Here is a 16256-nt window from a genome sequence, read left to right as displayed (position 1 = left end):
GTTTTCCATGAACGGCATTGTATATCTCACCGGCGCCGGCCCCGGCGACTACCGCCTCTTGACCTTAAAGGGCCGTGACGTCCTCCGTCTCGCCGACGTCGTCATCTACGACTACCTGGCGGATGAACGGCTCCTCGACTTCGCCCGGCCCGATGCAGAAAAAATATACGTCGGCAAAAAAGCTGCCGACCACACCCTCTCCCAAGAGAAAATCATCGACTTACTCCTTGAAAAAGCCCGTGCCGGAAAAGTCGTCGTCCGCCTCAAAGGCGGCGACCCCTTCGTCTTCGGCCGCGGCGGCGAAGAAAGCCGGGCCCTTCACGACGCCGGCATCCCCTTTGAAATCATCCCCGGCGTGACCTCAGCCATCGGCGCGGCAGCCTACGCCGGCATTCCCGTCACCGACCGGACGGCAGCCTCATCCTTTGCCGTCGTCACCGGCCATGAAGATCCGACGAAGAAAGAATCGTCCATTCGCTGGGATAAGTTGGCCACGGCCGTCGACACCTTAGTCTTTCTCATGGGCGTCCACAACCTGCCCTTGATTACGAAAGAATTAATGGCCCACGGAAGAAGGGCCGACACGCCGGCGGCACTCGTCCGCTGGGGCACCAAGCCCATCCAGGAAACCTTGGTTTCCACCGTCGGCGACATCGCCCAAAAGGCAGCTGAACAAGGCTTCAAGGCGCCGGCCATCTTCGTCGTCGGCGACGTCGTCTCCCTTAGGCCGGCCATGCAGTGGTTCGACACGAAACCGCTCTTTGGCCTTCGCATCGCCGTCACCCGCACCCATGCCCAGGCGCCGGCCCTCACGCGGCAGCTGGAAGACTTGGGCGCGTCGTGCATCGAAGTCCCGACGATCCGCATCGAACGGCCGAGCGACAACTACGCCGCCCTCGATACCGCCATCGACAAGATTTCAGACTACGACTGGCTGATTTTCACCAGCACCAACGGCGTCGACGCCTTTTTCCGCCGCCTGTCGAAAAAAAATCTCGACAGCCGCGCCTTAGGACGGGCTAAACTGGCCGCCATCGGCAGCGCCACGGCAGAAGCTCTCCTCACCCACGGTCTTACAGCCGACGTCGTCCCCCGGGCCTACTGTGCCGAAGGGCTCTTCGAGGCCCTGTCGCCCCACCTTAGAGGCGGCGAAAAAATCCTCATCCCCCGCGCCAAAGAAGCCCGTTCCTTCCTGCCCGATACGCTCCGCCGAAAAGGAGCTGTCGTCGATATCTGTGAAGCCTACCAAACGGTCGGCGCCGTCGAAAATAAGGAACGCCTGGAAAAACTTTTGACCGATGGGCAAATCAACGTCGTCACCGTCACCAGCTCGTCGGCAGTCCACCACTTTTTGGAACTTACTAAAGACGCCAAGACCGCCCTCGACGACCTTACCTTCGCCTGTATCGGCCCCATTACGGCCCAAACGTGCCGCGAACAGGGCCTCACCCATATTCTTACAGCCTCGACCTATACGACAAGAGGTCTGACTGATTGTATAAAAGATTGGAGATTAGAAAAACGATGAACGTAAATACCCTCCGCCCCCGCCGTCTGCGCCGTTCGGCACCGATGCGGGCTATGATTCGAGAAAACCACCTGTCCCTGAATGACCTCATTTACCCCATTTTCGTCGTCCCCGGAACGAAGGTCAAAGAAGAGATTCCCAGCATGCCCGACTGTTACCACCTGTCCGTCGACAATGCCGTCGCCTTAGCTGAAGAAATCCGGGAACTCGGCATCAAAGCCATCGAAGTCTTCGGCCTGCCGGCCTATAAAGACGACATCGGTTCCAGTGCCTGGGATCCGGAAAGCCCGGTCCAGCGCGCTATGAAGGCTATCAAAAAGGCCGTGCCCGACATGGTCATCGTCGGCGACGTCTGCCTCTGTCAGTATACGAGCCACGGCCACTGCGGCAAACTTTGCGGCCACGAAGTCGATAACGACGCCACCTTGGAACTCCTCAATAAAGTTGCCCTCAGCCAGGCAGAAGCCGGTGCCGACATCATCGCCCCGTCAGACATGATGGACGGCCGCGTCGCTTCCATCCGAAAGGCCCTCGACGATCATGATTTCACGGACATCAGCATCATGTCCTACGCCGCTAAATACGCCTCGGCCTATTACGGCCCCTTCCGCGATGCTGCCGATTCGGCACCTCATTTCGGTGACCGCCGGGGCTATCAGATGGACCCGGCTAACAGCCGTGAAGCCATGAAAGAAATCGACCTCGATCTCGACGAAGGGGCCGACATCATCATGGTCAAACCGGCCCTGGCCTACCTCGACATCGTCCACCAGGCCCGGGAACGCTGCCAACGGCCCATTGCCACGTACAACGTCAGCGGCGAGTACGCCATGGTCAAGGCGGCGGCCCAAAAAGGCTGGATTGACGAAAAGCGCATCGTCACCGAATCCCTGCTCAGCATGAAGCGAGCCGGTTCGGACATCATCATCACCTACCACGCCATCGACGTCGCCCGATGGCTGAAAAACGGCGACATCGAGGTTTAGCCATGGATTTAGTCATCGTCGGACTCAACCATAAAACGGTCCCCGTCGCCATTCGCGAACAATTTGCCATGACACCGGACGCCATCGGCAGCAGCCTTCAACACCTCGACGACTACGGCGGCCTTCGCGAAGCCGTCGTCCTGTCGACATGCAACCGCTCCGAAGTCTACGCCGTCGTCGATGACATCCGGGAAAACGAACAGGCCCTGCGCGACTTCTTCCTCGATTTGGCGGGAAGACCGACCTATAACCCGTCCTATTTCTACCGCTACACGGGAAAGGAATGCATCGCCCATTTATTCACCGTCGCCGCCAGTCTCGACTCCCTCGTCATCGGCGAAGGCCAAATCTTAAGCCAGGTCAAACAGGCCTACGTCATGGCCCATGAACACGGGGCTACCGGGGCCATCTTAAATATGCTCTTTCAGCAGGCCATCGCCGTCGGAAAAAGGATCCGAACGGACACGCACATCGCCTACCACGCCGTATCGGTCAGTTATACGGCCGTCCAAATGGCGGAAAAGGTCTTCGGTTCCTTAAAAGGAAAAGGGCTTCTTCTCTACGGCGCCGGCCAGATGGCCCGCCTGACAGCCCAAAACTTTCTCGGAAAAGGCGCCGATAAACTCTACATCGTCAACCGCCACTTAGAACGCGCCCAAGAACTGGCCGGCGACGTCGGCGGTCAGGCCGTTCATTACAAAGAAGCCGAAACGATCGTAGACGACGTCGACATCGTCATCGCCTCGACGGGGGCCCCCCATTACGTCGTCACCGTCCCCCGCCTGCGCCGCTTCCAGGAACGGCGTAAGGGGCGGCCTCTCCTGCTCATCGACATCGCCGTCCCCCGCGACATTTCTCCCGATGCCGCCTCCATCGACGGCGTCACCTTATACAATATCGACGATTTAGAAGACATCGTCCACGACAATGAAGCAGCCCGGAAGCGAGAAGCCGTCGCTGCCAAAGTCATCGTCGACGAAGCCGTCACCGCCATGGTCGAGCGCTACCGCTACCTTTCGGTCCGGCCCGTCGTCGTCAGCCTCTCTCAGCAGGCCGAACAGACGCGGCGCCACTTCGTCAAAAAGGCCCGCAGCAAACTGCCGGAACTGACGGACGAACAATTTCGCGTCGTCGAAAACTTATCGCACATCTTAGTCCGCAAAATCTTGCGTGCGCCCTTGCAGCGCACCGTCGAAGCGGCCCATACGCCTGACGAAGCGCAGGTCGTCCGAGAACTGCAAAACGTATTCAAGTTAGACATTAAAGAATAAGGAGGCCTTTCCATGATTTCCTTAGAAAAATCAAGGGCAGCGTTTTCCGAAGCGCAGACCCTCATGCCGGGCGGCGTCAACAGCCCGGTCCGTTCCTACAGCCGTATCGGCTGCCCGCCGCCTTTTATCGCCCGGGCCAAGGGCAGTACCATCACCGACATCGACGGCAACGAGTATATCGACTACGTCGGATCCTGGGGTCCCATGATCGTCGGCCACGCCCATCCCCGCGTCGTCAAAGCCCTCCAGGAAGCTGCCGAACGGGGCACGAGCTACGGCGCACCGACCCTCGTCGAGTCCGATTTGGCCAAACTCGTTCGCCAGGTCTACCCGTCCATCGAAAAACTGCGCATGGTCAATTCCGGTACGGAAGCCACCATGAGCGCCATCCGCGCCGCCCGAGGCTATACAGGCCGGGAAAAGATCGTCAAATTCATCGGCTGCTACCACGGCCACGGCGACAGCCTCTTAGTCAAGGCCGGCAGCGGCGCCGCTACCTTCGGCCAGCCTGACAGCCCGGGCGTCACCGCCGGCACGGCCAAAGACACGCTGACCGTCCCTTATAACGACGCAGCCGCCTTTAAAGCCCTCATGGATCAAAACGGCGACGACATCGCCGCCGTCATCGTCGAACCCATTGCCGGCAATATGGGCCTGGTCCTCCCCCAAGAAGGCTACCTCGAGCTCCTCCGGGACGAAACGAAGAAACACGGCACGGTCCTCATCTTCGACGAAGTCATGTGCGGCTTCCGCTCAGCCCTCCATGGAGCCCAAAGCCTCTACCATATTGAGCCCGACATGACGACCTTAGGGAAGATCATTGGCGGCGGCCTGCCCGTCGCAGCCTACGGCGGGAAAAAAGCCATCATGGACTGCGTCTCGCCGGAGGGTCCGGTCTACCAGGCAGGCACCTTAAGCGGCAACCCCCTGGCCATGGCAGCCGGCCTTGAAACGCTGCGCATCATTACGGAAGACCCGAACTATATCGAAAAAGTCACGGAAAAGACATCGATCCTTACCAAAGGGATCCGTCAGGCCGCCGAAAAAGCCGGCGTCCAGGTCCAGGTCCCCCAGGCCGGCACCATGTTCAGCGTCTTTTTCAGCGACCGGCCGGTCACGAACTACGCTGATGCCGAAGGCTGCGACGCCGAGGCCTTCAAGAGCTACTTCCTGTCCATGCTGAATGACGGCATTTACCTGGCTCCGTCGCCTTTTGAAACGAACTTCGTCTCCGGCGCTCACAGCGATGCCGACATCGAAAAAACGATCGAAGCTGCTGAAAAGGCCTTCCGCTCCCTTTAACCAGCCCGCAAAAAAAATATACTCACAACCCAAAAATCCCGTCTGAGCCATCGCTCAAACGGGATTTTTCACAGCCCTTCTCTTTTAGAAAAAGCTGTCTCTTATAAGATTTTCGACAAGAAAGCCTGGGTCCGTTCTTCCTTCGGATGGGAGAAGAGATCGTCCGGTTTCCCCTGTTCCAGAATCTTGCCTTCATCGACGAATAAGACCCGATCGGCCACTTCGCGGGCAAAACCCATTTCGTGGGTGACGATGGCCATGGACATGCCGTCGTGGGCCAGGTCTTTGATGACGTCGAGAACTTCGCGGACCATTTCCGGGTCAAGGGCCGACGTCGGTTCGTCGAAGAGGATGAATTTCGGCTTCATCGCCAAGGCGCGGGCAATGGCCACACGCTGCTGCTGGCCGCCGGATAAGGTTTCGGGATAGGCATCCTTCTTATCGGCCAGACCGACTTTTTCGAGGAGCTGAAGAGCCACTTCCGTCGCGGCTTCCTTGCTTTCTCCACGGGTCTTCATGGGCGACAAGATGATGTTTTCCAAGACCGTCATGTGCGGGAAGAGATTGAACCGCTGGAAGACCATGCCGACTTCCTTGCGGACGCTGTTGATGCTCTTAGCATCGTTCATACTGATGCCGTCGACGATGATTTCGCCGGCCGTCGGTTCTTCCAAATAATTGATACAGCGGAGAATCGTACTCTTGCCGGACCCGGACGGGCCGATGATGACGACGACTTCTTTATCTTGAATGGTCAAATCGATGCCCCGAAGAACCTCGTGTTTGCCAAAGCTTTTTTTCAACCCTTTAATTTCTATCATCCGTTGCAAACCTCCGTTCCAAATAGCTTACCAACTGGGCGATGGTAAAGGTCATGACCAAATAAATAAAAGCGACGGTCAGCCAGATTTCAAACGAGCCGTAGGTCTTAGCGATGATCAGCTGGCCCCGGCGGGTCAATTCCTCAAAGCCGATGACCGAAACCAGGGACGTTTCTTTGGTCATGGAAATAAATTCATTGCCAAGAGGCGGAATGACGTGTTTGAAAGCCTGGGGCAAAATGATGTAGCGCATAGTCTGCATCCACGACAGGCCGAGAGACCGACCGGCTTCCATTTGTCCCTTGTCGACAGACTGAATGCCGGCACGGAAGATTTCTGCCACATAGGCCCCACTGTTGACGGAACAGGCGGCAACGGCAGCGACGAAGGGGTTGATCCGTTCGCCGATGATCATGGGCAGGGCAAAGTAAATCAAAAAGATCTGGACTAAGAGCGGCGTCCCGCGGATAATATTGACGTAGCAGACAGCCAGGATGTTCAATATTTTGACTCCTGACAAGCGGCACACACTGGTAATCAGGCCGAATACAAAACCTAAGCCGACGGCAATGGCCGTGATTTCAATGGTAACACCGGCGCCTGCCAACAGCAGAGGCAATGAATTCCAAATCAGGCTAAAATCAAATGACATGAATAACACTCCTCTTGATGATACAGATAAATATACAAAAACACATGCTATCTTATTATACTTGCATATTTATGTGATGTCAATTCAGATTTAATAAATTTTCTTCATCTCCTGCCGCTTTTTTGCCCGTATTTGACAGAAAACGACAAAAAAAGGAATGCATAAAGGAAGGCTCCCTTATGTATTCCCCTATTTGTAGGCACAGTGGCAAAAGCCGACGGGCAGCCGCTGTGAGAAGATGTCTATCGGCCTAAGAAATGAACCAGTTCAAAGAGGTTTTCATCAATGGGATAGCGAAGCTTGGCGGCTTCTTCATACGGCGTGGCAACGACCTTGTTGTCGATGAGGCCGATGACACTGTTATAAGTGCCGTCTAAGAGGCTGTCGACAGCTTTCTGGGCAAAGCGGCCGGCCATGATGGCATCGTAAGCCGACGGAGCTCCGCCGCGCTGTACGTAGCCGAGGACGGTCAGGTTCGGCGACAGATACGTATGTTCCTTGATATAGTCGACGACGTCAGCGCCTTTAGCAGCCCCTTCGGCGACGATGACGATGCTGCTCAGCTTCTTCATGCGGTGCGATTCTTCCAAATGCTCGCAGAGCGCAGCCAAATCGACTTTATGTTCCGGAATCAAGACGGCTTCGGCACCGGAGGCCATGCCGGCGTTAAGGGCGATGAAGCCGGCTTCGCGGCCCATGACTTCAATGACGGCGACGCGGTCGTGGGAAAAGGCCGTATCACGGATCTTATTGACCGATTCGAGGACCGTATTGACAGCCGTATCGAAGCCTAAGGTATACTGGGTCCCGACCATATCGTTGTCGATGGTCCCGGGGATGGTAACCGTCGGAAAACCAAAGCCGGCCAAGGCTTCGGCACCGCGCATGGAGCCGTCACCGCCGATGACGACTAAGGCGTCGATTTCCTGTTCCCGTAAATATTCAGCCGCTTTCTGCTGCGTTTCTTTTTCTTTGAATTCCAAGCAGCGGGCTGTCCGAAGTACAGTCCCCCCGTGATGAATGATCGCGCCGACATCGCGTCGACCCAAGGGACGCGTTTCATGACGCAGTAAACCTTCATAACCGCGAATAATCCCTTCGACGGTCAGGCCGCGCTGAATAGCATACCGCGTGACCCCGCGGATGGCCGCATTCATTCCCGGCGCATCCCCGCCGCTGGTCAATACTCCGATTTTGTTGATCATTTTACATCAGTCTCCTTCTTTTCCCTGGCAATAAACTGCACATGCCTTTCATTGATTTTATGGACAATGGATTCGACGATCTGTGACGCTCCCCCGCGTGTCGTATCGACGACGCCGTCGCAGTACGGATAGATCTCTTCCCACTGTTTCATCATAGTATGGACAAAATCATGAAGATTGTCGTAGTCCACGGTCGGCCGCTTTCCAATGTGGCGGCTGACTCTTTCCTCGACGCGAAACGGCTCGGATAAGAGGGCAACGATAAAGCCATGACGATGCAAGATACGATACGTATCGACATTCATGGGAAAGTTGCCGCCAAAAGAAATCACCGCTTCATGATACCGGCTGACTTGCTGTAAGATATTGAGCTCCCGCTCTCGAAACGCCTGTTCTCCATGGCTGGCAAAGAAATCGGCAATCGTCATGCCTACGGCCCGCTCGATACGCCGATCCGTGTCGACAAACTGCCAATTGAGGCGTTGCGCCAGCTTACGGCCAATATGACTCTTGCCGCTCCCCATCATCCCGACGAGGACGATATTCCGCTTCATCATGATCGGCACACCTCCTCCAAGTAGTCTATTCTGCATATGTACCTTCCTATTTTATCATACTTCTTTCCTGTTGACACAAAAAAAGCCGTACTTTTTCTTCATATTACTATAAATAGAGCGGGACAGTCAAAAAAGAAGAACCCTCTCCACGATTGTCGAAAACGTGCTCGAGCCCGTCATTCTGCCAATCGTCGCGGCCCTTTTCCAAGGGGAATAAAAAAACGGAGTGTCCCTACGGGGTCTATTTAGGTCCCACTTTGTAGGACCTTATAAAAAAAAGAGACCTGCCCAAGGCAAATCTCTTGTATCGTCAGCCGAAAGCTCCCGAAGGGTCCTCACAGCTTTTTTTACGACGCGCAGGTCGTGCCGCAGTTACCGCCTTCTTCACCGGCATCGTTGGTCAGTCCCAGGCGCTTGATCATGGCCATGTCTTCGACGATGGTCGAGCCCGACGTGGTCAGCATATTGCCCGTAATCGACGCCGAGGCACCGCAGAGGAGGGCCGTAGCCCCGTTTTCAGGCAAAAGTTTCCGGCCGGCAGCCAGGCGGATATTGGCTTCGGGATTGATGAAGCGGAAAAAGGCAATGGTCCGCAGGATATCGTCGCCGGACAGTTCCTTCCGCCCTTCAAAAGGCGTGCCGGGAATGGGCATCAAGGCGTTGATGGGGATCGATTCGATGCCGAGTTCGGAGAGGCTAAGGGCCATATCGAGGCGATCTTCCCAGGTTTCGCCCATGCCGATGATGCCGCCGGAACAGACGCAGAGGCCTTCGGCCTGGGCATCTTTAATCGTCCGGATGCGGTCGTCATACGTATGGGTCGTGCAAATCTCCGGGAAGAAGCGGCGCGACGTTTCGATGTTGTGATGGTAGCTGGTGACGCCCGTCTGGCGGAGGGCATGGAGCTGTTCTCTCGAAAGCAAGCCGTGGGAGGCGCAGAGGCCGATGTGGAGTTCCCCCTTCATGGACCGATAGGTGTCGAGGGCTTTTTCAAAATCCTTCCCCGACAAGGCTCTGCCGGAGGTAACGATGGCAAAGCGGTTGGCACCGGCGTCCTGATTGGCCTTGGCATTGGCCATGATTTCTTCTTTGGGCAGGAAATCGTATTCGTCGCAACCCGTATGATGACAGGCCGACTGGGCGCAGTATTTACAGTCTTCGCTGCAGCGGCCGCTGCGGCCGTTGATGATGGTACAGAAGTCGACGTGATTGCCGCAAAAATGACGCTGCAGTACGCCGGCCCCTTCTTGCAGTTCTGCCAGCGGTGCCGTCAAGAAAATACTCAGATCGTCACCCCGTTTGATGCGATAGCCTTGTAAAATTCGTTCCGTTAAACCTGCGATTGTATTCATTGTTAACCAATGCCCCTCTTTCTATTAGTGACTATGGGATTATTATACGCGCTGAAAGGCCTCTAGTCAACCAATTATTTCATGGTAAGAGGTTAACAATAAACTCGTATTTCTCCGTGACAGCCGCTGCCAACGCCCCTAAGGGCACAAAAAAAGGCCCGTCGCAGTTGCGACAGACCCTTTTTCAAGTGTTCTTGCCAATAGCTTATCGGCGTTCGCGGATACGGGCAGCTTTGCCGGTAAGACCGCGGAGATAGTGCAGTTTTGCACGGCGAACGATACCGTGGCGAACGACTTCGATTTTAGCCAGACGCGGCGAATGTACTAAGAAAGTACGTTCAACACCGACGCCATAGGAAATGCGGCGGACAGTGAAAGTTTCGCGGACACCGCCGTTCTGACGGCCGATAACGACACCTTCAAAGATCTGGATACGTTCACGATTGCCTTCGACAACCTTTACGTGAACTTTGACAGTATCCCCAGGGCGGAATGCCGGGATATCGTCACGAAGCTGTTCCTGTTCAAGTACGCTGATAATGTTCATTGCTCTTTTTCCTCCTATAAGACATTCTTACCCCGTTGCCGCCATGGTACGCAGCAATCGTCATATGATACCGATCATATCGGGCAGCGGACTGCCTAAAATAACAAAGGAATTATATCATAAAAAATCCTTTGTGTAAAGCCTTTTTTCTCGCAAACTCGCAAACACGAAGGGACCTTCGGCCTACATCTGGACGTTGGGCAAGAAAGTACGGGACATGTGGGAGATGATCGCCTGGTACTTATCGCGCTTGTCCGTCGGATAGGTTACGGTAAAGGCCACGTAGGTCTTATTCTTGTCATTGATGTAAAGTTCGTGATAGTAAGACGTCTTGCCGTCGGTCCAGCCGATGGCGTAGCTGTCCTTAGTCTTGATGTTGGTCGTCAGTTCCGGCGAATTGTTCATGCCGACAGCCATGTTGTACAATTCGTCGATGGAAAAGCCCATGGTATTCTTAGCGGCATAGGTCTGGAAGACGGCATCGTCTTTCGGATCCTGGAAGTAGGCACCGTCCCCGTCGGTCGTCATATCGGCTGTCGTCGCGCTGCGCGGGATATCGACGGCGTACTGATAGGCGCGGTTGTAATACTGGTAATAGTCTTTGTCCTTGGTCGTCATGACCTGAACTACCTCATAACTATCGGTATTGGAGCTCTTGATGTTGACTTTTTCAGCAGCCAATGCCGTCGAGCCTGCGATACAGGTCAAGGCAGCGACTAAGAGGGCAACGTTCTTTAATTTCATGGATATCACTCCTTTATTTTCTTGCGATAAAACTTGCGAAAAGAGGACTTCAAATAAATAACAGATGCAGGCCGGCTGCATCTGTTATCTATTATACCATATTCAAAATTAGCTGCACAAGAAAGGCGGCTTACGATAATTTTTTGATATCGCCCAGCGGCTGAATAAGGCTGTACGTCAAAGCCAGGAGATGGAGTCGGTTTTCTTTGACGGCTTCATCTTTATGCATGACCAGGACGTTGTCCAGGAATTCGTTGATGACGGCAATGCCTTCAGACAAGGTATTGGCTACGCTCTGATAGTCGTAGACGGCGTACTGCTGGGACAGGTTGACCTGCATAGCCTGGCAGGCGCTGTAGAGAGCCCGTTCTTCGTCAGTTTCAAAGAGGTCGGGATCGACGTCGGTATCATCGGCACCTTTGATCGTGTTGCTGACCCGGGTGAAGGCCTGGAGAAGATCGGTCTTGCTCATGATATCGGCATCGATGAGGGCCTGAGCGCGGCGAGCCGCTTCATTAGCATTGAGCGTATCGGAACTTAAGACGCAGTCGATGATGTGGTAATCCATGCCCTTGTCCTGGAAGATGTTCTTCAGGCGCAGGGTAAAGTAATCGTCGAGCTGCCCCATGACCGTCGCGGCATCTTCACCGGCTACCCCGAGGAGGTTCAGGATAAAGGCAAAGACTTCATGGCAGTTGATATTCCAACCGGCATCCATGACGATGTTCAAGATGCCGATGGTCTGACGGCGCAGGGCAAAGGGGTCCTGGGAGCCCGTCGGAATGAAACCGCGGCTGAACATGCCCGTAATGGTATCGAATTTATCGGCAATGCCGAGGATTCGGCCCATGTCGGTCGCCGGCAGTTCGTCGCCGGCAAAGCGCGGCTGATACTGTTCGTTGATGGCTTCGGCAACGCCTTCGTCTTCCCCGTCGATGAGGGCATATTCCTTCCCCATGACGCCCTGGAGTTCCGTAAATTCCATGACCATCTGGGTGGCAAGGTCGGCTTTGGCCAGTTCAGAAGCCCGTTGGAGTTTGGCATCATCGAGGCCGAGATCGAGTTTCTGATTGAGGAATACCGTGATCTGTGCCAGGCGCTGAGCCTTGTCGTGGAGGGTACCGAGGCCGTCCTGGAAGACGATTTTCTTCAATTTTTCCGTGTAATCGACTAATTTATGTTTCTTATCTTCTTCAAAGAAGAACTTGGCGTCGTCGAGGCGGGCACGAAGGACGCGTTCGTTGCCGTGCTGAACCGTTTCCAAATGGTAGTCGTTGCCGTTGCGGACAGTCAAGAAGAGGTTCATGAGCTTGCCTTCTCCATCACGCATGGGGAAATAGCGCTGGTGGTCCTTCATGGGCGTAATGATGGCCGCTTCCGGGAGCTTCAAATAATCTTTATCGAATTCACCACACAGGGCCGTCGGATATTCGACGAGGTAAACGACTTCTTCCAGGAGGTCGTCGTCCATGATGACCGTCCCTCCCTTTTCGTCAGCCAGTTTCTGAAGGCCGTCGAGGATGAGCTGACGCCGTTTTTCCGGGTCGACGATGAGGAAGTGTTCTTCGCAGACGGCTTCATAAGAGGCCGGATTTTCGATGGTAAAGTCGCCCGTGCCGAGGAAGCGATGACCGCGGCTGACCTTTCCCGACGAAACGTTGGCCAATTCAAAGGGAATGACGTCCGTGTCAAAGAGGGCCACGAACCAGCGGATAGGCCGTACGAAGTGGAAGTCGAGGCTCCCCCAGTGCATGCTTTTGGGGAAGTTGAGGCCCGTTACGATGCCCTTCATGAGGTCCGGCAAAAGGCCCTTCGTTTCAGCACCGACGCTGGTGACGTTGGCGTAGACGTAACCGTCTTCCACGGTCAGGTCAGCGACGTCGATTTTCTGACCGCGGGCAAAGCCCATGGCAGCCTTGGTCGGCTTGCCGTCGCCGTCATAGGCGATGGAAACCGACGGGCCCTTGTGTTTGGCCGAGACGTCAGCCTGTTTTTCAGCAACACCTTTCATCAACAAGGCGATGCGGCGCGGCGTGCCCAAGGTGCGGACCGATTCATAAGCGATATTGGCTTCGCCAAACGATTTTTCAGCCAAGTCTTTGACCTGGCCGAGGATACTCGGCATATAATGAGCCGGGATTTCTTCGGTACCGATTTCAAGTAACAAATCTTTGCTCATCTTATTTTTCCTCCTTGGAAAGCATTGGGAATCCTAATTTTTCACGCTGTTCCAGGTATGCCTTAGCGCAGGCCCGGGCCATACTGCGGACGCGGCCGATGAAGGCAGCTCGTTCGCTGACGCTGATGGCGCCGCGGGCATCGAGGAGGTTGAACGTGTGCGAGCATTTCAATACGTAGTCGTAGGCCGGAAGGACGAAGCCGGCTTTGATGACCCGCATGGCTTCTTTTTCATATTCATCGAAGAGGTGGAACAAGAGGTCGGCGTTGCTCAGTTCAAAGGCATACGTCGACTGTTCGACTTCGTTCTGATGGAAGATATCGCCGTAAGTGGCCGTTTCGTTCCACTGGAGGTCATAGACGTTTTCTACGCCCTGGATATACATGGCCAGTCGTTCCATGCCGTATGTGATTTCCGACGATACGGGAGCGACGTCGATGCCGCCGACTTGCTGGAAGTAGGTAAACTGCGTGACTTCCATGCCGTCGAGCCAGACTTCCCAGCCAAGACCCCAGGCGCCGAGGGTCGGCGATTCCCAGTTGTCTTCGACGAAGCGGATGTCGTGTTCAGCCGGGTTGATGCCCAAGGTTTCCAAACTCTTTAAATAGAGTTCCTGAATGTTGTCCGGCGACGGTTTGCAGATGACCTGGAACTGATGGTGCTGATAAAGGCGGTTCGGATTGTCGCCGTAGCGGCCGTCTGCCGGGCGGCGCGACGGTTCAACATAGGCTACGTGCCACGGTTCCGGGCCGAGCGTTCTGAGGAACGTCGCCGGGTTCATGGTCCCTGCCCCTTTTTCTACATCATACGGTTCGTAGATGATACAGCCCTGAGAAGACCAGAAGTTCTTCAATGCGAATATCATGTCTTGAAAATTCATCGTATTCCCTCCTACATGCAAAAAAGTCCCTGTAACATAGATAAATATGTTACAGGGACGAGTATACGTACCCGCGGTTCCACCCTGATTGGTCCAAAAGACCCGCTTGATTTACCGGCCATACACATCGACAGACTTCCGGCCGCGGCCTTCAGAGCGCCTTCCGCATCGGCAGCCGGCTCACACTATCCCGACCTCGCTGATAAGATACGTACTTGTTCTCTTGCATCGCCTATGTAATTGTACGTCCCTTATCATAGCAAACTTAAGGGTAAAAGTCAATCTTTTCCCCCATCAAAAAAGGATTGTCGCTAAAGGCATAAAACCTTTAGGAGACAATCCTTTTCAATCGGGTAATCCTATTGCTTGCCGTATTTGCGGGCTACGTCGATGCGGCGCAGAGCACGCTGCAGGGACGCTTGGGCACGGGTTTCGTCGAGGTCGGCAGCGTGTTTCGCCAATAAGGCTTCGGCACGCTTTTCCGATTCGATGGCTCGGTCGATGTCGATATCTTCCGGCTTTTCCGAAGCCGGCGTAATGACCGTGACCGCATTGCCATGGACTTCGAGGAAGCCTCCGGCAACGGTGACGCAGCCGCGGCTTCCGTCCTTGTCATAGCATAAAGGCCAAATCGACAGGGATGCGATGAGCGGCGCATGGTTGGGCATGATACCCAAATCACCGTCTAAGGCACGGACGAGGATGAAATCCACGTCTTCATGGAGTACGGCAGCATCGGGCGTTATGACTTCCAAATGGAGTGTCTTTCCTGCTTCTGCCATAGACTATTCCCCTTTCAGCGTCTTGGCCTTTTCATAGGCTTCTTCAATATTGCCGACCATGTAGAATGCCTGTTCAGGCATGTCGTCACATTTACCGGACAAGATTTCTTTGAAGCCTTCAATCGTTTCTTTCAGCGGGACGTAACGGCCTTCCTGACCGGTAAACTGTTCAGCAACGGCGAAAGGCTGGCTGAGGAAACGCTGTACTTTACGGGCACGGGCAACGGTCAGCTTATCTTCTTCTGACAGTTCGTCGATACCCAAGATGGCGATGATATCCTGCAGGTCGTTGTACTTCTGGAGGATTTCCTGTACGGCACGGGCCGTATTGTAGTGATCGTCGCCGATGATGTTCGGGTCGAGGATACGAGACGTGGAGTCCAACGGATCGACGGCCGGGTAAATCCCGAGTTCGGCGATCTGACGGGACAGAACCGTCGTCGCATCGAGGTGCGCGAAGGTAGCAGCCGGAGCCGGGTCCGTGAGGTCGTCAGCAGGGACGTAAACGGCCTGGACGGACGTGATAGAACCGTCTTTGGTCGACGTAATGCGTTCCTGCAGGGCGCCGACGTCGGTACCCAGGGTCGGCTGGTAACCGACGGCAGACGGAATACGGCCGAGAAGGGCCGAAACTTCGGAACCTGCCTGGATGAAACGGAAGATGTTGTCGATGAACAACAAGACGTCCTTGTGTTCTTTATCACGGAAGTATTCGGCCATGGTAAGACCGGTCAGGCCGACGCGCATACGAGCTCCTGGCGGTTCGTTCATCTGACCGTAGACGAGGGCCGTCTTGTCGATAACGCCGGATTCCTTCATTTCGTTCCAAAGGTCATTGCCTTCACGGGTACGTTCACCGACACCGGTGAAGACAGAATAACCGCCGTGGCCCGTAGCAACGTTGTGGATCAATTCCATGATGAGGACTGTTTTACCGACGCCGGCACCGCCGAAGAGGCCGATCTTACCACCCTTAGCATAAGGGCAGATAAGGTCGACGACTTTGATCCCCGTTTCAAAGATTTCTGTTTCCGTCGCCTGGTTTTCGAATTTCGGAACCGGACGGTGGATCGGCCAGTAATCATCGGCTTCGACCTTGGCGTCGACTTTGTCAACGGTATGGCCGAGGACGTTGAAGATACGGCCTAAGACGCCTTTGCCGACAGGGACCTTGATCGGGTCGCCGGTATTTTCGGCTGCCATGCCGCGGACGAGGCCATCTGTGGAGTCCATGGAAACGCAGCGGACGACGTCGTCACCTAAGTGCTGCATGGCTTCTACAATGAGGTCGATCTTCTGGTCGCCTTCACCGCCCGTGATACGGATGGCGTTGTAGATGGACGGCAAGTCTGCTTCGGAAGCAAACCGCACGTCGACGACCGGGCCGATGACCTGGACTACTTTCCCAATGTTATTGCTCATGAAGAGGTTCTCCTCTCTTTCAAGAATT

Annotated in this window: 15 protein-coding genes; 4 read left to right on the top strand and 11 right to left on the bottom strand. The window is 54.9% G+C overall.

Features of this window, described 5'->3' with window-relative positions:
* Positions 1-7 precede the first annotated feature (7 nt).
* Genes cobA through hemL form a run of 4 tightly spaced genes read left to right on the top strand, consistent with a single transcriptional unit; the run spans position 8 to position 5087 of the window.
* Complete coding sequence (gene cobA / locus A0U42_RS04930; protein WP_065360098.1) at positions 8-1528, top strand: uroporphyrinogen-III C-methyltransferase; 1521 nt, start codon at positions 8-10, stop codon at positions 1526-1528.
* Complete coding sequence (gene hemB, locus A0U42_RS04925) at positions 1525-2514, top strand: porphobilinogen synthase (protein WP_065360097.1); 990 nt, start codon at positions 1525-1527, stop codon at positions 2512-2514. The genes cobA and hemB overlap by 4 nt, the downstream gene beginning before the upstream one ends.
* Before the next feature lie 2 nt (positions 2515-2516).
* On the top strand, positions 2517-3785 hold the full coding sequence (gene hemA / locus A0U42_RS04920) for a glutamyl-tRNA reductase (protein WP_065360096.1): 1269 nt from the start codon (positions 2517-2519) through the stop codon (positions 3783-3785).
* Positions 3786-3797: 12 nt separating this feature from the next.
* Positions 3798-5087, top strand: coding sequence for a glutamate-1-semialdehyde 2,1-aminomutase (gene hemL / locus A0U42_RS04915; protein ID WP_065360095.1), 1290 nt, complete (start codon positions 3798-3800; stop codon positions 5085-5087).
* Between the two features lie 101 nt (positions 5088-5188).
* On the opposite strand, the gene A0U42_RS04910 is transcribed toward hemL, so the two are convergent.
* From A0U42_RS04910 to atpD, 11 genes are all read right to left on the bottom strand, one after another.
* The gene (locus A0U42_RS04910; protein ID WP_044503953.1) at positions 5189-5908 is read right to left on the bottom strand and encodes an amino acid ABC transporter ATP-binding protein; all 720 of its coding nucleotides are present in this window, start codon (positions 5906-5908) and stop codon (positions 5189-5191) included.
* Positions 5895-6560, bottom strand: coding sequence for an amino acid ABC transporter permease (locus A0U42_RS04905; protein ID WP_044503954.1), 666 nt, complete (start codon positions 6558-6560; stop codon positions 5895-5897). Before A0U42_RS04905 ends, A0U42_RS04910 begins: the two co-directional genes overlap by 14 nt.
* A gap of 242 nt (positions 6561-6802) precedes the next feature.
* Entirely contained in the window at positions 6803-7765 is a 963-nt protein-coding gene (pfkA, locus tag A0U42_RS04900; RefSeq protein WP_065360094.1) for a 6-phosphofructokinase, read from the bottom strand.
* Positions 7762-8322 (bottom strand): shikimate kinase, encoded by a 561-nt coding sequence (locus A0U42_RS04895; RefSeq protein ID WP_081651710.1) that lies wholly within the window; start codon positions 8320-8322, stop codon positions 7762-7764. Before A0U42_RS04895 ends, pfkA begins: the two co-directional genes overlap by 4 nt.
* Positions 8323-8669: 347 nt before the next feature.
* Positions 8670-9674 carry a biotin synthase BioB gene (bioB, locus tag A0U42_RS04890; RefSeq protein WP_065360093.1) on the bottom strand — a complete coding sequence of 335 codons (1005 nt, stop codon included), beginning with the start codon at positions 9672-9674 and terminating at the stop codon, positions 8670-8672.
* 205 nt (positions 9675-9879) lie between these two features.
* Positions 9880-10221, bottom strand: coding sequence for a 50S ribosomal protein L19 (rplS, locus tag A0U42_RS04885; protein WP_044503957.1), 342 nt, complete (start codon positions 10219-10221; stop codon positions 9880-9882).
* Between the two features lie 183 nt (positions 10222-10404).
* Entirely contained in the window at positions 10405-10965 is a 561-nt protein-coding gene (locus A0U42_RS04880; RefSeq protein ID WP_065360092.1) for a hypothetical protein, read from the bottom strand.
* 130 nt (positions 10966-11095) lie between these two features.
* Positions 11096-13144, bottom strand: coding sequence for a glycine--tRNA ligase subunit beta (glyS, locus tag A0U42_RS04875; protein ID WP_065360091.1), 2049 nt, complete (start codon positions 13142-13144; stop codon positions 11096-11098).
* Between the two features lies 1 nt (position 13145).
* Positions 13146-14024, bottom strand: a complete 879-nt coding sequence (gene glyQ, locus A0U42_RS04870; RefSeq protein ID WP_044503959.1) for a glycine--tRNA ligase subunit alpha — start codon at positions 14022-14024, stop codon at positions 13146-13148.
* A gap of 359 nt (positions 14025-14383) precedes the next feature.
* Positions 14384-14806, bottom strand: a complete 423-nt coding sequence (locus A0U42_RS04865) for a F0F1 ATP synthase subunit epsilon (protein WP_065360090.1) — start codon at positions 14804-14806, stop codon at positions 14384-14386.
* Positions 14807-14809: 3 nt separating this feature from the next.
* On the bottom strand, positions 14810-16228 hold the full coding sequence (atpD, locus tag A0U42_RS04860; protein WP_065360089.1) for a F0F1 ATP synthase subunit beta: 1419 nt from the start codon (positions 16226-16228) through the stop codon (positions 14810-14812).
* Positions 16229-16256: the final 28 nt, after the last annotated feature.

It is taken from the genome of Megasphaera sp. DISK 18 (assembly GCF_001682955.1).
Lineage (GTDB): Bacteria > Bacillota > Negativicutes > Veillonellales > Megasphaeraceae > Megasphaera > Megasphaera massiliensis.
Note: the sequence above shows the minus strand (reverse complement) of the source record. Positions and strands in the feature narration are given on the sequence as shown.